This is a genomic window from Proteus hauseri (assembly GCF_004116975.1).
Lineage (GTDB): Bacteria > Pseudomonadota > Gammaproteobacteria > Enterobacterales > Enterobacteriaceae > Proteus > Proteus hauseri.
Window position 1 is genome coordinate 1,084,937 of the sequence record NZ_CP026364.1, and the last position, 23,005, is coordinate 1,107,941.

The 23,005-nt window shown below is 31.7% G+C and carries 25 protein-coding genes; 10 read left to right on the forward strand and 15 right to left on the reverse strand.

Annotated features, from left to right (window positions below; all coding sequences use genetic code 11):
* Positions 1-3: 3 nt before the first annotated feature.
* Genes sctS through PH4a_RS05005 form a run of 11 tightly spaced genes read right to left on the reverse strand, consistent with a single transcriptional unit; the run spans position 4 to position 10,994 of the window.
* Entirely contained in the window at positions 4-258 is a 255-nt protein-coding gene (gene sctS, locus PH4a_RS04955) for a type III secretion system export apparatus subunit SctS (RefSeq protein ID WP_129038204.1), read from the reverse strand.
* Positions 258-917, reverse strand: a complete 660-nt coding sequence (locus tag PH4a_RS04960) for an EscR/YscR/HrcR family type III secretion system export apparatus protein (protein ID WP_129038206.1) — start codon at positions 915-917, stop codon at positions 258-260. The genes sctS and PH4a_RS04960 overlap by 1 nt, the downstream gene beginning before the upstream one ends.
* Entirely contained in the window at positions 910-1,830 is a 921-nt protein-coding gene (locus PH4a_RS04965; protein ID WP_129038209.1) for a FliM/FliN family flagellar motor switch protein, read from the reverse strand. The genes PH4a_RS04960 and PH4a_RS04965 overlap by 8 nt, the downstream gene beginning before the upstream one ends.
* Positions 1,827-3,149: a hypothetical protein gene (locus PH4a_RS04970; RefSeq protein WP_129038211.1), complete on the reverse strand. Its 1,323-nt coding sequence runs from the start codon at positions 3,147-3,149 to the stop codon at positions 1,827-1,829. Before PH4a_RS04970 ends, PH4a_RS04965 begins: the two co-directional genes overlap by 4 nt.
* Positions 3,130-3,591: a type III secretion protein gene (locus tag PH4a_RS04975; RefSeq protein WP_129038213.1), complete on the reverse strand. Its 462-nt coding sequence runs from the start codon at positions 3,589-3,591 to the stop codon at positions 3,130-3,132. Before PH4a_RS04975 ends, PH4a_RS04970 begins: the two co-directional genes overlap by 20 nt.
* Positions 3,575-4,876 (reverse strand): type III secretion system ATPase SctN, encoded by a 1,302-nt coding sequence (gene sctN / locus PH4a_RS04980; RefSeq protein WP_129038215.1) that lies wholly within the window; start codon positions 4,874-4,876, stop codon positions 3,575-3,577. The genes PH4a_RS04975 and sctN overlap by 17 nt, the downstream gene beginning before the upstream one ends.
* 2 nt (positions 4,877-4,878) lie before the next feature.
* Positions 4,879-5,292, reverse strand: coding sequence for an InvB/SpaK family type III secretion system chaperone (locus tag PH4a_RS04985; protein ID WP_129038217.1), 414 nt, complete (start codon positions 5,290-5,292; stop codon positions 4,879-4,881).
* A gap of 8 nt (positions 5,293-5,300) precedes the next feature.
* Entirely contained in the window at positions 5,301-7,403 is a 2,103-nt protein-coding gene (locus tag PH4a_RS04990; RefSeq protein WP_129038219.1) for an EscV/YscV/HrcV family type III secretion system export apparatus protein, read from the reverse strand.
* Positions 7,404-7,437: 34 nt separating this feature from the next.
* Positions 7,438-8,520 (reverse strand): type III secretion system gatekeeper subunit SctW, encoded by a 1,083-nt coding sequence (sctW, locus tag PH4a_RS04995; protein WP_129038221.1) that lies wholly within the window; start codon positions 8,518-8,520, stop codon positions 7,438-7,440.
* A 4-nt stretch (positions 8,521-8,524) separates the two neighbouring features.
* Entirely contained in the window at positions 8,525-10,255 is a 1,731-nt protein-coding gene (sctC, locus tag PH4a_RS05000) for a type III secretion system outer membrane ring subunit SctC (protein ID WP_129038223.1), read from the reverse strand.
* Entirely contained in the window at positions 10,239-10,994 is a 756-nt protein-coding gene (locus PH4a_RS05005) for a helix-turn-helix domain-containing protein (RefSeq protein ID WP_129038225.1), read from the reverse strand. Before PH4a_RS05005 ends, sctC begins: the two co-directional genes overlap by 17 nt.
* 284 nt (positions 10,995-11,278) lie before the next feature.
* On the opposite strand from PH4a_RS05005, the gene PH4a_RS05010 reads away from it, so the two are divergent.
* From PH4a_RS05010 to PH4a_RS05040, 7 genes are read left to right on the forward strand one after another with little or no spacing between them, the layout of a single operon-like run.
* The gene (locus tag PH4a_RS05010) at positions 11,279-12,358 is read left to right on the forward strand and encodes a PrgH/EprH family type III secretion apparatus protein (RefSeq protein ID WP_129038227.1); all 1,080 of its coding nucleotides are present in this window, start codon (positions 11,279-11,281) and stop codon (positions 12,356-12,358) included.
* A 29-nt stretch (positions 12,359-12,387) separates the two neighbouring features.
* Positions 12,388-12,648 (forward strand): type III secretion system needle filament subunit SctF, encoded by a 261-nt coding sequence (gene sctF, locus PH4a_RS05015; RefSeq protein WP_129038229.1) that lies wholly within the window; start codon positions 12,388-12,390, stop codon positions 12,646-12,648.
* Positions 12,649-12,668: 20 nt separating this feature from the next.
* Positions 12,669-12,953, forward strand: a complete 285-nt coding sequence (gene sctI / locus PH4a_RS05020; protein WP_129038231.1) for a type III secretion system inner rod subunit SctI — start codon at positions 12,669-12,671, stop codon at positions 12,951-12,953.
* 2 nt (positions 12,954-12,955) lie between these two features.
* Positions 12,956-13,717 (forward strand): type III secretion system inner membrane ring lipoprotein SctJ, encoded by a 762-nt coding sequence (gene sctJ / locus PH4a_RS05025; RefSeq protein WP_129038233.1) that lies wholly within the window; start codon positions 12,956-12,958, stop codon positions 13,715-13,717.
* Positions 13,701-14,255 (forward strand): type III secretion protein, encoded by a 555-nt coding sequence (locus PH4a_RS05030; protein ID WP_129038235.1) that lies wholly within the window; start codon positions 13,701-13,703, stop codon positions 14,253-14,255. Before sctJ ends, PH4a_RS05030 begins: the two co-directional genes overlap by 17 nt.
* A complete protein-coding gene (locus tag PH4a_RS05035) occupies positions 14,236-14,946 on the forward strand; it encodes a type III secretion protein (protein ID WP_129038237.1) in 711 nt (236 codons plus the stop codon). Before PH4a_RS05030 ends, PH4a_RS05035 begins: the two co-directional genes overlap by 20 nt.
* Entirely contained in the window at positions 14,936-15,382 is a 447-nt protein-coding gene (locus PH4a_RS05040; RefSeq protein WP_129038239.1) for a hypothetical protein, read from the forward strand. Before PH4a_RS05035 ends, PH4a_RS05040 begins: the two co-directional genes overlap by 11 nt.
* 1 nt (position 15,383) lies before the next feature.
* On the opposite strand, the gene soxR is transcribed toward PH4a_RS05040, so the two are convergent.
* Positions 15,384-15,833, reverse strand: a complete 450-nt coding sequence (gene soxR, locus PH4a_RS05045; protein WP_064721241.1) for a redox-sensitive transcriptional activator SoxR — start codon at positions 15,831-15,833, stop codon at positions 15,384-15,386.
* Between the two features lie 112 nt (positions 15,834-15,945).
* Here soxR and PH4a_RS05050 point away from each other — a divergent pair, with 112 nt between their 5' ends.
* Genes PH4a_RS05050 through PH4a_RS05060 form a run of 3 tightly spaced genes read left to right on the forward strand, consistent with a single transcriptional unit; the run spans position 15,946 to position 20,605 of the window.
* Entirely contained in the window at positions 15,946-16,368 is a 423-nt protein-coding gene (locus tag PH4a_RS05050; RefSeq protein WP_129038241.1) for a DoxX family protein, read from the forward strand.
* Positions 16,369-16,411: 43 nt separating this feature from the next.
* On the forward strand, positions 16,412-17,515 hold the full coding sequence (locus PH4a_RS05055) for an efflux RND transporter periplasmic adaptor subunit (protein WP_129038243.1): 1,104 nt from the start codon (positions 16,412-16,414) through the stop codon (positions 17,513-17,515).
* Positions 17,516-17,527: 12 nt separating this feature from the next.
* Entirely contained in the window at positions 17,528-20,605 is a 3,078-nt protein-coding gene (locus PH4a_RS05060) for a MexW/MexI family multidrug efflux RND transporter permease subunit (RefSeq protein WP_129038245.1), read from the forward strand.
* An 85-nt stretch (positions 20,606-20,690) separates the two neighbouring features.
* Here PH4a_RS05060 and PH4a_RS05065 read toward each other — a convergent pair whose 3' ends face one another.
* The 3 genes from PH4a_RS05065 to PH4a_RS05075 all read right to left on the reverse strand — a co-directional run bounded on the left by PH4a_RS05065 (position 20,691) and on the right by PH4a_RS05075 (position 23,001).
* Positions 20,691-21,995 carry a protein-tyrosine phosphatase family protein gene (locus PH4a_RS05065; RefSeq protein WP_129038247.1) on the reverse strand — a complete coding sequence of 435 codons (1,305 nt, stop codon included), beginning with the start codon at positions 21,993-21,995 and terminating at the stop codon, positions 20,691-20,693.
* A 202-nt stretch (positions 21,996-22,197) separates the two neighbouring features.
* Entirely contained in the window at positions 22,198-22,524 is a 327-nt protein-coding gene (locus PH4a_RS05070; RefSeq protein WP_164971531.1) for a DMT family transporter, read from the reverse strand.
* A 63-nt stretch (positions 22,525-22,587) separates the two neighbouring features.
* Positions 22,588-23,001 carry a DMT family transporter gene (locus PH4a_RS05075; RefSeq protein WP_129038251.1) on the reverse strand — a complete coding sequence of 138 codons (414 nt, stop codon included), beginning with the start codon at positions 22,999-23,001 and terminating at the stop codon, positions 22,588-22,590.
* Between the last annotated feature and the right edge of the window lie 4 nt (positions 23,002-23,005).

Below are 23,005 nucleotides of genomic sequence, written 5' to 3' on the forward strand. Positions count from 1 at the left end.
CATTTATCCTGATAACCCTATTGCTATCATCTCTTTTGCATACACTAATATTTTATCACTCATCCAACCCATAGTTATTAATAAACAAACAAGAACACCTACTAATTTAATACCAAAAGGTAATGTCTGTTCTTGTACTTGAGTAATTGTTTGCAATAACCCAATAGCAAGTCCAATAAAAGTTGCTATTGCAATAGGTCCAGCAGAAAGTATAATAATCAAGTAAATAGCTTTATTTGCAGCATAGACCATATCCATTAATTCACCGCCATTAAATCCAGATATTGATTAATTAATCCTTTCGATAATAACGTCCAACCATCCATTGCAATAAATAAAATCAACTTTAATGGTACTGATAATGTAATTGGGCTCATCATCATCATACCAAGTGCTAATAAAATACATGAAACAACTAAATCAATAACAATAAAAGGTAAATAAAGATAGAACCCGATAATAAAGGAAGACTTTATTTCACTTAATGCATATGAAGGCAACAAAGATAATAAAGAGCTCTCTATATTTTCTTTATTACCATCACCGCTAGGCCTATTACCCTGGGCTTCTTCAAAAAAATTTAATAATTCGGGGTCGGAATATTTATATAAATATTGTTTATATTCTCCTAATGCATCATCCGAAAATTGTTCAAAAGAATCGGGGGATGATATATCAATAGGGTTATCTATAAGATATTGATACGTATTTTTTGCTATAGGAGTCATTACAAATAATGCCATCATCAAGGCAATAGCATTAAGTACCATATTAGAAGGTACTTGCTGAACACCAAGTGCATTTCGGGTCATAACAAGGACAATAGAAAATTTTAGATAGCATGTTCCTGCCGCAATAATAAAAGGTGCTAGCGTCGCCACAGCTAATGTTAAAATTAAGTTTGTTGAACTATCCATAAGTTTGCTCGTAAGAAGGATATGAATGCTGAATTTCCACAGCAAATCTTTCACCAACCTGAATAAGTTCACCTTGAGCAATTGGTGTTCCATTTACAGCCAATGTAATATGACGAGAAGCATTTTCTGGTAATGAAATCTGCTGTCCTACCACCAAACTCTCGATTTGCTCAATTAATAAAACTTTGCTAGCCAATAAAAAAGATACCGTAACTGGGATCGTACCGATAGGTTTTAGATCTTTTTTTTCTTGTGATACTTCCTCAATATTTGTTTTTTCTTCTTTTTCTAAATCATCAGATAATTTATTTAATTCCACGACATCTTCCCCTTCCCATTTGAAGCTCATCCATTTTTTTTCACCAATTAAGAGCAACAACGAAACATTATCAATTAAAAAAATATCGCCTATAGAAAGCGTTCTTAATAAGGAAATAGATATTTTACTATAGCCAAAATTAAATTTAGCTATTGATCCAATTCTTTTTTCTGATAAAGAAATCCATTCATACTTACCTTTTATGTCACTAATAAATATATCACCTATTTCAGTACTCACTACGGGGTAAAGTATTTTTTTTTGCTCATTAACCCAAATATTATCGATAATTAACGTCATGGGTTCTTTTGAAAAAGGAAATAATATTTGTGAGAAAAGCATAGAAAGCAGTGATTGTAGATAAGAAAAAGGAATTTGTGTCCAATTAATATTTTTTTTAGGATAGGCAATATCCATAGCTTGATTAACCGAAACCAGTCCAGTAAATGAGCCAGAAAAGCTTTCTCCCTTGATTAAAAAATAGCGTTCAGATACTTTTATTTCTTGGGGCGTAAATAAAGATGATAATATTTTCATTGTATTATTAACTTTATTATTACTCTCTGTTTTTTTTAAATCAAACTCATCCGTCATTCTTTTTCATTCTCTTTATCAGTACTTGTATCAATAGCACCAATATGCCAGTGGATACTTTTATTATCAGAGTTTAATGCTAGAGAAAGTCGACCTTGATATTGATTAAAATTATCCAAAGACGATTGATAAACTCGGCCAGTAGATGCAATTAATTGTAGCTGTCTATCTATAAAATTAATTTGCATTTGATGGGCATTACTTCCCCATTGTTTGAAAACATAAATAATACTTGGTGGCAAAGTGGTATTTGATACTTTTTTTTGTAAAACTTTCCATGCTGGGATCTCAAGCACTTTATCTATTGTCTTGGGTAATATTACTGTTGATGGAGTTTGTATACTTTGAATATTATAAAATTCGATAGCATCAGGATCTATTATTTTTTCATTTTTATTATTTAATTCTTTTTTTATATCTAAATTTATTACTCTTTGTAACAATAATGTTACTCCATCCTTAATGAGTTTAAAATTATTTTTTACATTCCCTTTATGGCTAAAAATATTTTTATTATTTCCTGTTCTAACATTTAAAAAATCATTATTTAACTTATTAATTATCTCTAACTCATCATTTTTTTCAATTGGTTGTCGGTTCACTATAAATTCTTTTGTAACTAACGTATTATTAACATTTTTGCGTTTAATCCTTTCTTTATAATTAATTGAATCATTTGATAAAAGATCTTCTTTCTTAAAGTCTAATTTATTTTTTATTATTTCTTCCATCAATTCACTATTATTACTTTCTATTTTATTAGAGGTTAATGGTAACGAATTATTTTTATCTCCAACAAAAATAGATGTAATTTTTTTTATGTCACCATTAGGATGAGTTATTAATTCTATTTTTTTATTTTTTATTTTATTAAGAGGATTATAAAATTCTGATTTAATCATACTAGTCGGTTTATCAAAAATCTTTTCATTAATAGAATCGCTTTTTTGTATTATATGTAGCTGTTGTTTTTTTAAATTATCGTAGGTAGGAGAAAAAAACAATTGATTACTTAACAATAAACCTTCAAGCTTCTCAAGCTGTTCTTCATCATGATTCTCCTTTTTACTATTTTTACTTTCTTTTACTTCTGTAAGTGAGGTTTTTTTTATTAATGCACTCTCTTTTTTTGTAAGTTGATCCATTAAATTTAATTTTTTCTTTAATTTTTTTATATTTTCAGGCGAAAGTTTTGAAATATCAAAACTTTCGTGCATTACATGGTCTATTTTTAATACAGATTTTAAAATATCATTTACATTCAATTCAATCATTGAATTCAAACTTATTTTATTACCGTTAGATATTATGTGAATCATATAATGCCATCTCCTGTATTTCATTTTGTTCTAACCGTTCAATATATAACTCTTTTTCCAATGCTTTTCTTTCAAAATAAAGCTTCATTTTATTTTGTTTTTTTATAGTCCGCAGTCTATCTTTTTTTAAAGATAGACTATTATTTTTTAAAGTTTCTATTTTATATTCAATTTCTTTAATTTGAGTAGTGCTGTAATTTAATGATGATAAAATAATAGCTTGTTTACGCTTTTGTTGATTTAGTGAAATTAAAGAATAAATTCCTATTTTTTCATATGTAGGAACTTCCTTTTTTAAGGCAAAAAATAATTGTTGTTGCTCTAGTTTCTTTACTTCAGCTTCAGTAATTAACTGTTGATTCTTTTTTTGCTCGTTCTCTATTCTTTTTTGTCGTTTCGCAATAGTATCAATTAATTGTTGCTGGTTAAGAGGCAAGCGCATAGAGTTGTTTCAATGTTTGTTGAAATTCAGCATTTTCTTTATATGATTGAATAAGAAATGCTTCAATTAAAGCTTGATTCTTAATAGCATCATCATTTAATTCATTTTCACCATGATGATACTCACCAAGTTCTTGTAGTAATTTAATATCCTGCAAACGCATCAAAATTTGTCTTATTTTTAACGCTGCTTTTTGTTGCTGAATACTAGTAATTTGTTGAAAAACACGACTAACACTTCCTAAAATATCGATAGCCGGATAATGTCCCGAAGCGGCAATTTTGCGAGAAAGATAAATATGTCCATCAAGAATAGAGCGTATCTCCTCACCAATAGCATCGGGCTCATCATCACTTTCTAGTAAAACAGTATAAAATGCCGTAATAGAACCACTATTTGTAACACCTGGTCGTTCTAAAATTGCAGGTAATTTATCAAATACAGAGGCAGGATAACCTTTACGAACAGGCAGTTCACCTGCGGTCAACGCAACGTCTCGCAATGCTCGGCAGTAACGAGTCATCGAATCAATAAATAAAACAACATTTTTTCCCTGCTCACGAAAATATTCAGCAACTGTTGTTGCAACTAAAGCAGCATTACAACGCTCAATAGCTGGCTGTTCCGATGTTGAACAAATCAATACCGTTTTTTCACATCGTTTATCTTGTTTTAATTCTTCAATAAATTCTGTAACTTCGCGCCCTCTTTCACCAATTAATCCAATAACAAAAACATCGGCTTGAGAAAAACGAATGAACATATTCATCAACATTGTTTTACCTGTCCCTGCACTTGCAAAAATTCCCATTCGTTGACCTAATCCACAACTCAACAATCCATCAACAGCTCGAACTCCTGATTCAAATATCGTTGTAATTGGTTTTCTTTCACTAAATAAAGGTGGATGACCTTCTATGGGAAAATTCGTATAAAATACATCGTCAACAATTTTATTATCATTAAAACGAAACAAACAATTTCCTTTTATATCAATCATACTTCCTAACACATTAGGACTTAGCGCAACAGAAAATGAATTTCCCGTTGGCTCTATAACTACCTGTAAAGAATATCCCTGAGAGCTCCCCATCATACTTAAAATAGTTACACCATTTCGAAATCCAATAATAACGGCTTCACCAATATTTTTTTCACTGGTAATAGATTCCTTTATTAGGCAAATTTCTCCAATAAATACATTACGCAGCATCACTTCAAGAATATTTCCTTGTATTCTAGTTGGATGAGCTGCGTAATGAAAAATAGAAAATGCGTTATTCATTATTAACCGATAAATTGCTGATGTATTCTATTCATAACTTGGAAATACTCATCAATTGCTTTTGCCATAGATTCTCCATTTTGTAGGGCAATAGGCATAAAAGAAGCACGTAATTCTAATTCTGACTCAACTTTTACTAACGCAGGTTGACCCGGATAAAAGCTTTCAGTTTGATTATTAATATTATCGATTAACATTTCAGACCCACATTGCTTTAATAGACTTTCATCATAATCACGTAATACGGACCAAATCATAGGAACATCATCCACAACTAATAAATTAATATCAGGCATCTCTCCTAAACTAATTGTAATTGTTGAATGGTTATCAATAGACTTCCCTTCTGAAAAAAGGTCATTACGACCAATTACATTCATCGCATCCATGATTAAACTGGCAAGATCAAAAGACATAACATCTCCTAAATAGATTGCAAAACATTAATTTCAATATCTGATGATATTTCATCATAAGATAATACTGATAATTGTGGATATTGAGATTCCAACAATTTCCTTACAAATCTTCTTATATCTATTGCAGTTAAAAATACATAATTTTGAATATATTTTATATCATCTATTGCCAGCGTTATTTTTTCTATTATCATGTCAAGTTCAGCTGGCTCTAAATTTAGAAATGTCCCTGAAGAGCTTTGCCTTATTCCACTGCGAATAATATCTTCTAATTCATGAGATAATATAATTACATTAATACAATTATCTTTTGAGAAAAAATGACTAATATAACGTGAGAGTAATGTACGAATATGCTCAGTTAATAGTATTGGATCTTTTTCTTTACCACCCCATTGTACCAACCCGCCAATAATAGTTTTTATATTTCTAATAGGTATTTTTTCTTGTATAAGACGTTGTAATACTTCATTAATTCGTTGTATAGAAACTTGTCGGTAACATTCTTTCAAAAGCTCTGGAGATTTCTCTTCTATTTTATCTAAAATATTTTTTGTTTCTTGTATTCCTAAAAACTCAACAATATTTAATGTCATTAAATAAGAGAATTTTTTATAAAAAAAACATTCTGGTAATTTTAATACATACCCTAATTTTTCTAATTTTTCTTTATCTTTTTTATCTACCCAATAGTTCTTTATATTTTTATCTTCTAATTCTATTACTTTAAACTCTAGTGAGGTAAATTCATCATTAGGATTTTCAACAAAATTTAAAGGAAATGGACAATCAAACTCTTCTGCTTTTACTTCATTAATTAAGATAATAACTTTATTCTCATCAACTTTTTCAGAGTAATGAATTTTTATATCAGGCAACAGCACACCATACTGTAATATAAATTCTTTTTTTAGCCACTTATCAAATACTATTTTTGTTAGGTATTCTTTTTTCTTGTCTGATACTGTAATAATTAAAGGTATTGTTTCTGCTTGTGAAAGTGAAATATTTTCAGTTAATAAGCTATTTTCCTCTTCCTCTTTTTTTCCAGAAAAAAGATTCGAAATTAATCCTTTTTTACCCTCTACTTCTTCTTTTTTATCTCCACTACTTTCATTATTAAGTATAGCTATTTTTTCTTTTTTCTTATTTTTCCATTGTTTTCTAAAGAAATAGCTTCCTAATATTGCAGATAATATAAGGAAAACAGGAGTAGGAAAGCCAGGTAAAAAACCAATAATAAAAGCAAGTATTGCTGTAACTAGTAAAGCAAAATCTTGAGCTAATAGCTCATTCATTATGCTAAAACCTAAATTTTTATTTTCACCTCCAACTCTAGTGACTATAAACCCAGCACTAATAGAAATTAGTAATGCAGGTATTTGAGCAACTAATCCATCACCGATTGTTAATAGTGTATAGGTATGTAAGGCTTGCGAAATAGATAAATCCATTTGTGCCATGCCAACAGATATACCCCCTATTAAATTAACAAAAATAATCACAATACCGGCGATTGCATCACCTTTAATAAACTTCATTGCTCCATCAAATGAACCATAAAGTTGGCTTTCTTGCCCTAATTCTTTTCTTCTTATTTGCACCTCTTCATTAGTAATGATGCCTGATTTCAAATCAGCATCAATACTCATTTGCTTTCCGGGCATACCATCTAAAGAAAAACGTGCAGCAACTTCGGCAACTCGCTCAGAACCTTTCGTAATAACCAAGAATTGCACAATAGTAACAATAGAGAAAACGACAAAACCCACAACTAAATTTTCACCAATAACAAATTCACCAAAAGAAGTAATAATTTCACCAGCATCAGCATCTAATAAAATTAATCGGCTAGTACTAATAGAAAGAGCTAAGCGAAAAAGCGTGGTGATGAGTAATAGCGCAGGGAACGTCATGAAATTCAATATTTTTATAATATAAAATGAACTCATAAAAATAAGTAGAGCAATAGTAATATTTAATCCTATTAAAAAATCAACAATGTAAGTTGGTAATGGAATAATTAACATCATGATCACAAGGATCATAATAGCTAGCACTATAAGTTCTGGCCTATTTTTTATTGCCAAAAGAAATCTATAAATCATAGAATTATCCATTAATCATTATTGGTTTATTATATTATTTTCTTATTTGATATTGTTCTACAAAGATATATTTATCTATAATTTTTTGTATTATTATTTGGCAATTTTTTCTAAATTCATCTGATAGGTATAATGATTCAGGATAATTATTAAACATATTCTTTATTTCTTGTAATAATTTCATTTTTATACTTATAAGAAAGTTAAACCACTTATCATTTAATAAAGTGGATAAAAATATATTCATATCCTCAGGACATGTCATTCCATATAATATTAATTGATATAAATCTTTTTCCGTTATTTTGTTCTGAAGCTCTTTTCTAGAAAAAATCCTCATACTTATATCAATAAAGCTATATAAACTACGTAGTTTATTAACGCGTCCTAATAATTGACCAAACTCTGAACTTTGAGAACAACTTGGCATTAATGATTGCATATCACAAACCAAACTTTGAGTAAGAAAATTTAATATAATATTGCATTGAGTAATATCATATTCATTAACCCACAATTTAAAAAAATAAATAGGGTCTAGATCTAGATTAAGATAACTACGATATAATCCTCGTAAAGAGGATGGGTTTAAAGAAAGTAATTTAGCAAACGTTTTCGCCTGAAGAGCAATATTTATCCCTGCACGAATATTTTTTGCATTTTCACTATTAAGTAAGTAATTTATTTCATTCTCTATACCTGCATCTAATTGTGCACCTAATTTTTTTTTTCTTAATAACTCACGTAATACCATGATGAGGTCACTTTCATCGGGGAACATTTTACGTAAAAAGCTAAGTAATTCTTGCAAACTTCGCCCTGATTTTTTAAACATCATCATTACTTTATTAAGTTTGCTATCTGCCCCTTCTTCTATTATATAGAGAGTATTTTTACCTCTATCTGCTTTTCTATCTAATCTTTTACTAAAGTTTTGTGAAAACTGCGTTGCAACCATAGACATATCATCAGCAATTTCTGCTAATTGGTTTTGATAATTTTGTCTTTCATTTATATTAGGCTGTTTATATTCTGTTTCTTGCTGACTTTTTTTACTGATATTACTTTCTTTAGTTGCTGATGCTGTAGAAATAGTGTAATTAATCGGTCCAATCATTACTTTATCTCATAAATATTTGAAGTTGTTGTAATGCTTGTGATGTTTTCTTATTTATAGGTTTAAATGGATTTTGAGTTAAAGATTCCATTAATTCTGTTTCTGTTTTTTCTAGTAAACGAGGCTGTAGCATAAATATACGTACCATTTTATTATTATTATCAGAATGATAACGAAACAACCCGCCAATTAGAGGTATTGAACCTAATACAGGAACTTTAGACTCAGCTTTAATATTATTTTCACGAGTATAACCACCAATTAATAAACTTCCGCCCTCTGAAACACGAGCAACAGTACTAATATTTGTTCGATTAATAACCGGTATATTTTCAACTTTCTCATCATCACCATTACCATCTTTTTTCTCTGCTCCATCTTCAAGATCAATGATCATTTCAATTTCTTTATTCAATTCACTTATTCTTGGTAATACACTAATCATAGTTCCAAAAGTCGTTGATTCTAATGAAGCAACTCGCTCACCTTTAATTTGAGTGTAAAACGTAGTGTTATTATCAAAAATAGCAGGTGTATTTTCTTGAGTTAAAATAATAGGACGAGAAACCATTTGAGCTTCGCCATTTTCACTTAATGCTTTAATTTTTGCTAAAAAATTTAATCCAGATGCAGCACTTAAACTTGCTGAATTAAAAAAGAATGAACCTTTATTTGAACCATAACTTGCTTGCCAATTTACACCTAAGCTATCTGCTGTATTTTTAGAAATATCAATAATCCATAACGATAATTCTACTTGTCGTTTTGGCTTATCTAGTTGAGAAATTAAATTACTGACTAATGCTAATCCTTCTCGGCTAGTTTTAACTAACAAACTATTTGATGCAGGTAATGGCACTAACTCAACATTATATTGACCTATTTTTGTTATAATTGAAGAACTTGATAAATTATCAATTTTATTATCCTGTTCATCATCAGTTTCTCTATTATTTTCTAGTGATACATCTGTACTACCTATTATCCGAGTAGGCCTCGTATTCTTTGGATCGTGAGCCGATGACATAAATAATTGCTGTAGAACAGAAGTAATCCCTGGCAACACCACCTTTTCATCTCGCAGAGAAAATGTTCTATCTTGAACAAATATATTTTTTAATTGAAAAATTTGAACAAATTCATCACCATAACGAGAGCTTCCTGTTGGTATTTGATTATTAATACTTTCACTTATTTCTTCTTGAGCATTATTATCTAAATAATCAGAGGCTGCCTTTACTAATTTAATATAAATTGGAGCGCCAGAAATATAGAAGGTTCGTTGATCTCTACCAGAGCGTAATGGAAAGCGTTGATCATATAATCCAACATCTTGTAAATAGCCTTTAAGCTCATTCATATCTATATTCTTGACTTGAAAAAGCTCTTGCCGTATTTCATTATTATCATAAACATAAACTGATTTACCATCATTAAAATAGAGTAATGACATTCTTCTCACTATCAGCTCAAAAGCTTCTTCTGGTGAAGAAATATCAAAATTTCCTGTTATTCTCATCTTTTTAACAGCATTACTAAGAATAAATGGTTTATTTAGTTTATCTGATAACACATAAAAAAATTGTTCAATCCTCGTATCTACAGCTATAAACATATCTGGTTTTTTAACCTGATGTGTATAAATTACTTTTCCTTCTGTAGCCTGTATTTGAACAGTAAAACTACAACATAGAACTAGTATAGCAATGCAATAAATCTTATTTTTTATTTTCATAAAGAAGATGGCCAATTCGACGAAATTCAGTCGGAGTAATACCAAATAGCATCTTAATTTCATTAGAAAAATGAGATGCCGAACTAAATCCGTTATCTACAGCAATTTGAGTTAAGGATTCATCAGTAGATAATGTGGTTAAAATAGATGATGCCGCTCGCCACGAGCGTAATTGACTTTTACCGCAGTTACCTAAGTAACGTTTACATAACCGTCTAAAATGTGTACCTGATACACCATATCGCTCTCCTATTTGTGCAATATTGCTTTTTTTCTCATCTAAATAACTAATTAGATGTAAAATTAGCCAATAGCTTTCACTATGTCTTATCGTGACAAAAAGTGGTTCTAATTGACTTTCTTTTTTTAATGCTTCACTAATCAAAACATATTCTAAACTTCCATTGATATTTTCTATATAAAAAATCTGTTGATTAATATCAAATTCAGATCCTATTGCTGTCATTTTTGAAAAATCACGAGCGTAATCAATAAATGCTAATAATCGTGCACAAATAAAAAAAGAACGTTTTTCTATTTTCCATGAATTATTTTCAAACTGGAAAACAACATCACTTGTTTTTGCACTATAAATAAATGCATTTCCTTTTATTACTTTATTATTTTTTTCATCACATATTTTTATAGGAAATTCATTACCATCGGGAATACAAAAGAATAATGAATTCCCCATTAATATATTTTTATCGCCACTTATTTTTACATCATTAATCAACATGCTAAATACCTCAAATAATTTCAAAAAATAATTAACTGCATAGACTTGTTAATGAAAGGAATCTTACTTTTGTTATTTTATATGTTCTTACAATAATATCACCAATAATTAACCATAAAAGTAAACTGTACGATATTTTCGTTTATTATTTAAAAAAACACATCGATAAAATAAAACCAGGTAACAAATAAAAAACATGTGTTTTTTTTAAAAGAATTTTTTTCAGAAGGAAATTAAACTATATTTATATTAAATTAATAATATCTTATCATCAGGCTAACTCTATGTTCTATTATATATATATTCTTCATGGCCCATTAAAAGGAACAATATTCCCCTTGACTGCTAGTCATTATTTTATCTCTCTGTATAAAAACAAATCAGAAGATATCAATGCTGATAGCGCTGTACTCCATATTCCTTGCTATGAAGAAGTAGAAGAAAAAATGCTTTCTATTACTCTTGATAAATCAAATGTAAAAAACAATAAAATTAAAATAGAGAATAGCAAAATAGCAGATGAAATAGGAAAGAAATTCCAATTAGAAATAGATAAGGTTTTTTATCTCAATGATATTCCTGTTTTTTTAATTAGCAACAAGGATAACTCACCTTTATCATCAATTCATTTAAAAAAAACAAAAAAAATATCAAAAAATAAAAAAATAACAGTAGGAACATTATTATTAATAATGTTAACTTTAATTTCATTTTTTTTATTTATGTCTCCATCACCGATTTCACCTATTGAAGTAAAAAAAATAGCATTAAATTCTTTAGAAGATTTAAATCTAAAGGGATTTAATGGGAAGAATAATTATTACTGTATTTATGATGATACATTTTCTGAATGGAGAAAAAAATATCAAATCAATAGTAATATTATATATATAGATATCAAAAATATTAAATCATCACTCAATAATAAAATTTATAACCTAACATTAAAAAACAAGCAAAAACCTATTATTAATTTTATTTATCATAATGAAAATGAAAAGATAAGCATTATAAAAATAATAAATAAATCTTTTCCTTCAAACTGCCAAGCTAATATTAATAGATTTTCACTACCTAAAATAATTGATGAGATTAATAAATTTTCATTTACGCAAAGTATTGGTTATACCATACAGGAAAAAAAGAATGGAATCATATTTATTTTTGATGAGAAGTTAACATCTGGTAACAAATCTATTCTCGATAATTATATAAAAAAACAGACTTCTATTTTTGGTAGAAAATTTATTTTTTATAATGAAAATATAGACGATATTTATTTAAAAAATAAATCAATATTACAAGAAGATAAAGGGTATATTTTTATTAACAATCAACATCGCTATTTCCCACAAGGGTTATAGCTAATATCTAAATTTAGAGGATTTATATTATGCCAACAACAGCAACCCCCCCAAATGATGATGTAAGTTCAATAAAAGCCATTGATGAATATTTTAAACAACCAGTCAAAGATCAAAGCGATGCATTAAAATCTGCATTAGCTGCTTTAAAAACAGATAGTTCAAATGCAGCATCATTAGCAGACTATCAAGCAAGATTAGCTGAATATAATATTACTCGTAATGCAGAATCAACATCGATTAAAGTCGTGAAAGATCTAGCAATGAGCATTATTGGTAATATGCGATAATTTTAATATGAGGAAAACGTATGGCTATTACGCCTATTACTTCCGTTAACTTATCTTCATTGAAAAGTGAAGATAATAATAACGGTGAAACACTGTCATCCATAATAAAAACCAGTGTTGCTAATGGGTTTCAATATGAGGCTCAGATTCAAGAGAAATTAGCATCACTAAGTCAGCTTTCTGATATTCAAAGCTATACAAGATTACAAACAACATTAAATAATTATACGATTACTATGAATTTAGCGAGTACTCTTGCTCGCAAATCACTAAATATTGTTGAAACATTACTCAAGGCACAATAGTAATGAAAAATCGATATTTACTCTTTATTTTTCTATTCGGCTTGGTTTCATTGCTAAGTGGTTGTAAGGAGCAATCACTACTCACTAATTTAGATCAACGTCAGGCAACTGAAATCCAAGCTGTTTTACAAAAACATCAAATACCCAGTACACGTACAGCTCTAGGAAAAGGACTATTTGATATTGCAGTAAAACAAGAAAATGTAGCTCTTGCGATTCAAATATTAGAAGAGTATCAATTACCTACCGTTGCTCGAATTGAAGTAACTCAACTTTTTCCTTCAGATGCATTGGTTTCATCCCCACAAGCAGAAAAAGCTCGACTGATTTCAGCAATTGAACAACGACTAGAACAATCTTTGCTCGTTATTGATCATATTATTGATGCAAGAGTTCATATTAGTTACCCACTTTCCCCGGCTGAACGTACTATTCCAAAACCTCACTCTTCAGCACTTGTTTTTTATGAAGACAGCATAATTAATAGCGATCAACTTGGCGAAGATATACGTTCCTTTATCCACAATGCATTTAGTGATATGGATGAGGATAATATAACTGTATTACTTTACCCAAGAAATATAAATAAATTCAATGTAATAAAAGAAAAATCCCCATCAGAAAATAGCTTTCTATTCTCTAATTTATGGGTATTTTTTGCTTTATTATTGGTGGGAGTTGTCATTATTTTTACTGTCATTTTTATGTTTTATCGTCATAAAAAAATGACTCTAATTGAGAAAGAAAATGAACCTAACAACTAAACAATTTGAGCTATTTTCAGGTGTTATGTATGACCCTCTGAGCTATATTCACTCTAGCTATCCTACATTAGCCTCTACAAGCGATCATTTAGTTTGGCAAAAAATCGCAAATAGCAAATTAATTAAACAATATAATCTGATGACTGAATTAGATTGTCCTATCAATGGTATTACAGAAAAAATAATTAATTATTGGCACTTACTTCCTCGTTGTGCACTATTTCTTGGTTATTTTTATTCGCGTAATTTTATTTTACTATCTGAAAATTATTATCGTTTAGATAAATCGCTACAGGCATTTTTATCATTATATCCTATTGTTAATATAAATAATGATAATCAATTTCAGGGAGTACCGCCTCTCACCATTGGTTATCATTTACTATTTCATTTTATTTCTACTATTTCGTTAGCATTATCCCAACGATTTATTTTTCTTTTTGATATCCAAATGTCACAAATAACATTATCTGATTCTCCTGTTTTATCTCATTCTCTTTTTCTTTTGGTATTAAATTATGCTGCGCTCACTGCCTGAAACACTTTTAAAATACACTTGTGAAGGTGTAATTATACGATCCCGTTATATTCGACAACTGGATGATATTCATAAAATAAACCTAGTAGCAAAAAATCGCGCTAAAAAATTAATTAAAGATATAGATAAAAAACTAGAGATCAAAAAAGAAGTTTTTATAAAACAAGCGTATAGCAACGGATTAAAAATATTACTGGGAGATATATTACGATTTTGTGCAAAATATCAAGATAAATTATCACAGTATGAAATAAAACAAAGAGAACAAATAACAGCAACTATTGCACAATTTTTTCAGTCACCAGAAATACAAATTGAATTAGTCCAACGTCTTATAGCTGTGTCGCCACCAAATCAAAAGATCACCTTGGAAATACCATCTACTTTAAAGGATTACCTCGAAAAAGCGCTGAATAATCAAAATATAGAATTTATTACTCATAATAGTACCGTGATATCAATAAATACAGGTGATCAAATTACATTTTTTGATCCCGCTCTTTTAATAAAAGATCTACAGTCGCAGTTTCATCAACCTTTTACTGAAAGCTATCAACCTATTTTTAATAAAGAAATCAAAGAGATATTAATTAATTATATTTCTAAATTCGATGTACTTGATGATGCACAAGTTCAACCTAATTCTAAATCCGATTCTGATATAGATAGTGAGGTCAATAATGAAGATTGATGCCTTAAATTCATCACATAGCCTACATAATCAGCAATCAATACAGCGACCAACATCAATTTCTTCATCCTCGTTAGGAAATGCTCAGTTTGATCCATTAATGGCGACATTAAATCCCTATTTCTATCAGCAACTACAAAAAGAGTCCATTAACACCCCCAAAGATGTGCTGAATTTTCTTAAGAATTTTGATGTAAAAAACGAAGGAAATCAAACAGTAAAAGAAAAACGTCAACTCGCACTCTTAACCTATACTCATCAAAAAAGTGAACTAGAACAGACTGAGAATAAAGAGATAATTAATCAAGCTTTACTCTCTTACCTTTCTTTTCAAGGTGTCTATCATCAATTTGTATTAGAAATGACGGGAATGATAGATAACCAAGAAGAGTACGCCGAATTTTTCAAACCTGATAGCACAACATTTTCATTCTAAATTATAAAATTTGCGCTCCTGGCCCTTTTTCACCCAATACATCATCTGGATTACGTAATGGGCAATCACTTAAAGAGAGGCAGCCACAGCCAATACAGTGATCAAGCCCATTGCGCAGCCGTTTAAGGCGACGAATTCGTTCATCTAATCTCACTTTCCAATCCGTTGATATTTCGTGCCATTGATCTGCGGTTAATTTACTGTTTGGCGGGTATTTTCCAAGGATCTCTTGAATTTCTTTTAATGGGATCCCTGTACTTTGGGCTGCTTTAATAATTGCGATATAACGCAATACAACAGGTGGATATCGTCGCTGATTACCTGCACTTCGATAACTTTCAATCAATCCTTTCTCTTCATAAAAATGCAGTGTTGATATTGCCACACCACTTCGTTTTGCAACCTCTCCAACAGTTAATGCGCGATTAAAATCTATTTTCTCTTTTTCCATTCTTCCGCTTGACCTCAACTTAACTTGAGGTTTTATAGTCATCTCCTCTTCTCACTAAGTCAAGTCAGTGGGATAGCTGATTTAAATTTTTAAGCTTATTGAGGATCGATAAATGCCTAACTCAATTGCCCGTATTCTTGAAAGTCAAACATTGTGGTTTATTGCCAGGCTATTAATTTTATTACTATTTATCTCATCTGGTTTTGCCAAAGTCTTTGATTATGAAAATAGCTTGGCTGAAATGCGAGCGGCTGGATTAAACCCTGATTGGTTTTTTAATATTGCCACCGTAATTATTTTATTTTCTTGCTCATTTTTAGTGCTCTTTGAGAGCTATCTATGGCTAGGTACTGGCGCATTAGCTGTTTTCTTATTTTTAACCATTGTAATTGTACATACGTTTTGGAATATGACAGGTGATTTAGCCATGTTATCGATATATTTCGCCATAGAGCACATCTCAGTCATCGGCGGATTAATGGCAATAGCAATAGCGAGCTATTTCAGAGCGTTATGGAAAAGAACCAACGCATAAAATCATAAAAATAGAAAATTATCACTAGGGAACCTGCAACAAAATGAATAAAAAAACCATCCTGTCTCTTTGTGTATCACTGCTTTTATTGAGTGCTAGTGTCATGATTTATGCCACTAATACAACTGCTAATAAAGATGAAAAACAGCAATTTACTTACCCACCAACGAAAGTCGCATTAGCTATTGTGCAAACTTCAGAGCTTCCTAACAATATGCAAGGTGTGGGTGAATTAGAAGCAGCTCGACAAGTTTATCTTGCCGCTGAAACCAGTGGTCGTATTGCAATGATTAATTTTGAATCAGGGCAAATTGTTAAAACAGGTCAAGTACTTGCAAAACTAAATGACGAACCTGAACAAGCTGAATTATTACGACTACAAGCGCAACTCATAAATGCTGAGAAGCTCTATTCACGCACTCGCCAGCTCTATAGTAAAAATGTTGCAGCAGCCGCGCAATTAGATAGCACATTATCAGAACGCGATATGATTGCAGCCTCAATTCGTGAAGTAAAAGCGCGTATTACACAAAAAACCATTAAAGCACCTTTCGATGGCATTGTAGGTATTAAACAAGTCCATGAAGGTCAATACCTCAACGCAGGTGAACGTGTTGCCTCTTTAGTTGATGCTAGTCATCTAAAATTAAATTTCTCATTAGATGAACAAGTTGCACCGCAAATCTCAACAAAACAACCAATTAATATTGAAGTAGATGCTTATCCCAACATCATATTTTCAGGGAAAATTAATGCCATTGACCCACTCATAGGACCTTCTCGTACTGTACAAATACAAGCTGTTTTACCAAACAAAAACAATCAATTGAAAGCGGGTATGTTTGCTCGCGTTCAAGTGACATCTCCAAATAGTCCATCGGTGTTAACCGTACCGGAAACCGCTGTCACTTATACAGCCTATGGAGATACCGTGTTTGTAGCGCAATCCGACAATCAAAAAAACCTTATCGCTAAGCGTGTCTCTGTGAAAGTTGGATTGCGCTACAACGGCCTTATTGAGATCAAAGAAGGATTATCTCTTGGTGATCACGTGGTCTCATCCGGTCAAATAAAACTCAGTGATGGCATCGCGATTGAGCCCATTGATCAAGATACACTGACTCAATTAGTCAGCACTAAGCCATAACAGGAGCTAATAATGAAGTTTACCGATATTTTTGTTCGGCGACCTGTATTGGCGTTAGTCGTTAGCACACTAATTTTTTTACTAGGTGCCTTTGCATTTAGTAAATTACCTATTCGCCAATATCCAATGCTAAAAAACTCAACGATCACGATAGCAACAGACTACCCCGGGGCGTCCTCAGAGCTAATGCAAGGATTTGTTACCCAACCAATCACGCAAGCTGTCTCTTCTGTTGAAGGTGTTGATTATATTTCATCATCTTCAGTACAAGGAAAAAGCTTAGTTACTGTAAGAATGGAGCTAAACCGCGACCCTACACAAGCACTCACGCAAGTGATGGCAAAGGTAAATCAGGTTCGTTATAAGTTGCCAGAACAAGCTTATGATCCTGTAGTAGAACTTTCATCTGGTGAATCAACAGCCGTTGCATATGTCGGTTTTTCTAGTGAACAGCTCTCTATTCCTGAGCTAACCGATTATCTTTCTCGCGTTGTTGAACCCATGTTTTCATCTATTAATGGTGTGGCTAAAGTTCAAGTATTTGGCGGTCAACAACTGGCAATGCGCTTATGGTTAGATGCTGATCGACTGGCAGGACGCAATTTAACTGCAAGTGATGTGGCAGAGGCTGTTCGTCGTAATAACTATCAAGCCGCTGCGGGTAAAGTTGAAGGGGAGTTTGTTATTGCCAACGTTTATGTAAATACTGATTTAACTAATGTCGATGAATTTAAAGATATGGTTATCAGCAACGATGGCAACAGTTTGGTACGTTTACGCGACATCGGCACAGTTGAATTAGGTGCTGCTACAACAGAAACTAGCGGCATAATGAATGGTAAAAAAGCTGTTTTTCTAGGTTTATTTCCAACACCTACAGGTAACCCATTGGTTATTGTGGATGGTATTCGTGAACATCTTACCGATATTGAAAAAACCTTACCGCCCAATGTAAATGTTGAATTAGCATTTGAAACATCGCGTTTTATTAAAGCCTCGATCAACCAAGTAGTACAAACCTTAATTGAAGCAATTTTGATCGTGATCGCCGTGATCTACCTCTGCTTAGGATCATTTCGTTCGGTTATCATTCCTGTTTTAGCGATCCCATTATCAATGCTGGGTGCGGCGGGATTAATGCTGGCATTTGGTTTTAGTATTAATTTACTCACTTTATTAGCGATGGTATTAGCAATTGGTCTTGTGGTGGATGATGCCATTGTAGTGGTTGAAAACGTACATCGTCATATCGAAGAGGGTTTATCCCCTATCCAAGCGGCATTAGTTGGGGCGCGAGAAGTTGCAGGCCCAGTTATTGCGATGACGATAACGCTTGCTGCGGTTTATGCGCCGATTGGATTAATGGCCGGCTTAACCGGTGCTTTATTTAAAGAATTTGCCATCACCCTGGCTGGCAGTGTGATTGTTTCAGGTATTGTCGCCTTAACATTATCACCAGTGATGAGCTCGCTTATGCTTAAACCTAAAGAGAATGAAGGCAAAATGGCAAAAGCCGCTGAGTTTGTATTTGATAAAATGGCGCACTATTACGGCTATTTATTGAATTTTTCGTTAGCTCGCCGTTGGATAACCGTTCTTTTTGCCTTAGCCGTTTTTGTCAGCTTGCCATTTTTATACGGCCAAGCAAAACAAGAGCTTGCTCCATCAGAAGATCAAGCCAGCGTGTTAACAGCAGTGAAAGCACCACAACATGCAAATTTAGCTTATGCAGAACATTTCAATCAAAAGCTTGATGAAATTTATATGAGCCTGCCAGAAACAGACAGCACATGGATAATTAATGGCACCGATGGCCCATCAGCCAGTTTTGGTGGTATTAACTTTGATGGCTGGGATTTACGTGACCGCAATGCAGACCAAATTCAAGCTGACTTACAAAATCGGGTTAATAATGTTGAAGGAACCAGCATTTTTGCATTCCAATTAGCTTCATTACCCGGATCTGTGGGTGGGTTGCCCGTACAAATGGTACTACGTAGCCCATTAGGCTACCCAATATTGTTTGAAACCATGGAAAATATAAAACAACAAGCACGAGAAAGCGGTCTATTTGTCGTAGTTGATAGCGACTTAGATTACAACAACCCTGTTGTTCAAGTTGCAATAGACAGAGCTAAAGCCAATAGTTTAGGCATTCGTATGCAAGATATTGGTGAATCACTTTCTCTGTTAGTGGGCGAGCACTATATTAACCGTTTTGGTATGGATGGTCGCTCTTATGACGTTATTCCACAAAGTGTGAAACACCAGCGCTTAACGCCGACAGCACTGGCTGGCCATTATATTCGCACTCAAGATAATGTCTTAATTCCATTATCTACTGTGGTGAATATTACCACTCAAGTTGAACCTAATAAATTAACGCAATTTAATCAACAAAATGCAGCCATTTTCCAAGCGATCCCCGCACCGGGTGTCACCATGGGGCAAGCGGTCGCGTTTCTTGAAAACGTGGCAGATTCATTACCAGCAGGCTTTAGCCACGATTGGCAGTCTGATTCTCGTCAGTTTAAACAAGAAGGGAATACATTAATATTTGCCTTTATTGCAGCGCTTATCATTATTTATTTAGTATTAGCCGCGCAATATGAAAGCTTAGTTGATCCGCTGATTATTTTAATCACTGTTCCATTATCGATTTGCGGTGCATTAGTACCATTGGCTTTAGGCATGGTAACACTCAATATCTACACGCAAATAGGCTTAGTGACATTAATTGGGCTAATTAGTAAACACGGAATTTTAATGGTGGAATTTGCCAATGAGTTACAAACTCATAAAAATCTTAATCGCCATGATGCTATTATTGAAGCCGCTAAAATACGCTTACGTCCTGTATTAATGACCACGGCGGCAATGGTAATTGGACTTATTCCACTGTTATTTGCCAGTGGCGCTGGTGCGAATAGCCGATTTGGATTAGGACTAATTATTGTATCAGGTATGTTAGTTGGCACATTATTTACCTTGTTTGTATTACCAACAATGTACAGCTTCTTAGCCCGAAACCATCAAATTAGTGCACAAACTGAACGTCAAAAACAGCTAGAAAAAGTGAGTGAGTTGTAAAACGGATAAATAATAAGAAGTAATAGCAGTAATGTCGTAGAAACATCCCCATTGTGAATGCAATGGGGATTTTATTTAATGGGAGTTATTTTTTTAATAATGGAATATCGTTTTCCAAAGCAAATACTGTTAATTCTGCAAGCTGTTCAATTTGATACAGTGCTAATGGTGTTCTTTTTTCTCTTATTTCATGTACCATTTCTTCTAAACTTGTATTTTGTTTTTCAGCAGACGACATATTCATCATTTTTTCAACAAGAAACATTTCCATCGTTCTACCAACACCAGCAAGGCAATGTATCAAACTATTTGAACCAGGAGAAATATCTAATTTCTTTTTTGATAAGGCGAGTGTCTCTTTTAGTTTTGTTGCATCTACTGCAGTGTGATCTTTCCAATTATGAATATGGACAAAATTTACTTTTCTTTCTTTCAATAATGAATATATTCTTTTAGGATAAACTTTTAGATCTAAAAGATCTTGTTTACCACTGAGAATCATTTTAGACTTATCAGAGTTATCCTCTATCTTTACATCATTATATTTATTATTATCTCTAAAATATTTCTCATTATTTAATTTATTTTTAATATCATCATCTGATGCGAGAATATAAACGGTATCAATTTCATTCTCTATTAGAGAATTTAAATAATTCTCCATATTTCCTGTATCACTTAAGGGGTATTGCGAAGCAATTCTTAAGGCGTTATTTTTAGTACCGCTCATTATATTAGCAGGTAACTTATTATCATTATTACATTTTAATAGAGTTTCTCTACTTAATTTAATATTAAATCTAGAACTATCTACTTTTTCATATCTAGAAGATAAATAATCCTTTGATATTAAATTATTAAAAAATTTTTCACTCTCATTTAATTTATCCTCTTTATCTAACACATCATGCTTTAGTCTACTGTTTACAGCTGTTAAAAAATCCGAAGAATTTGCTACTTTTCCTTTACCTTCCTTATTAAAAATATGAGGTGTAGATTTTAAAATACTGGATGATATTGTCTGAGTAGGTACTAGTGTATTCAAATCCAGTGTAGTCTTTTTTAAGACTCTAGATGGAATATTTGCGTGCATTCTTCTAGGTGGTAATTTTGGCGGAATGTTTGCTTTTATTTTTCTAAGTGGTAATTCTGGCGGAATATCAATACTACCTGATTGATTATATATTTTTTGCTCTTCAATCTTATCATTTAATTGAGAAGATATTTTTGTTACTATTTTTTCAACTCGATTAGATATATTAAAATTTGTATTTTTATTACAAATATGACTAATACTACTATCAATAGCTTTTCCCTTGGAATAGTTTTCTGTAGAACTACTATTTATTTTTTTAATATACATATCCATACCAAAATTTATTCCAAGCATATATCATCCTTATGTGAATTATTTTTAAATAACAGCCTACCAATTATTATATTTATAAAAATTTAAAAAAAAACATCTTCTCTAACTAATGTTCATTTTAAGAAAGAGAAAATATTCAATGATAAAAATGCCGATAATGATTAATCACATATCGACATTTAAATTAATAAGATAAATTAAGTATCTGATTTAAATTATTCAATTACATTGTAGAAAAAGTATTCATAATTATCCCACCAGAGATAATTAGCGCCATTGAAAATATAGCCGGTAAATCTGGTTTTTGTTTATATAGAATCATGGCAACTAATGTTACACCCACAATACCAAATCCACACCATAATGAATACGCGACACCCACAGGGATATATCCCATTGCACGCGTTAAGGCGAAATAACAAATACAGTAAGCAGCAATCACTAAAACAGAAGGAGCTAATTTACTAAAGCCATTGGTTTTTTTAATCATTGAGGTTCCTGTAATTTCAGAACCAATAGAGAGTGCCAGCCATAAGAATCCGGTAAGCATAATTGTTATCCTTATTTATATTAATAACGTTGTTATCTATTCTTTATTTGCTAATAAATAGCGTTATTTATTGGCTGACGATGCAGCTTGTTTAACCGGTTGTGTTTCGGTGGTTTCTTCTTCCTCTTCTGAGCCCATTTTCGAGAAGAGATTCATAATCACGATACCACTGGCAATCACCGCCATACCTATCATTGCTGCTGTATCAGGGTGCTGGCCATAAAAAACCATACCCAACGAGGATACAACTAAAATACCCGTGCCAGACCAAGTGGCATAAGCTAAACCAACTGGAATATTTTTCACTGCGCGTGATAATGAGTAATAACAAATAACATAAAGAACAACAATTAAACCTAATAATAATGTTTTGGTTGTACCTTCACTATTATCAAACATTTTTAATGTAGAGGTTGCTGAGGTTTCTGAAATAATAACCGCCAGCATCCAAAGCCATGATTTAGCTTTTGGTGACATAATA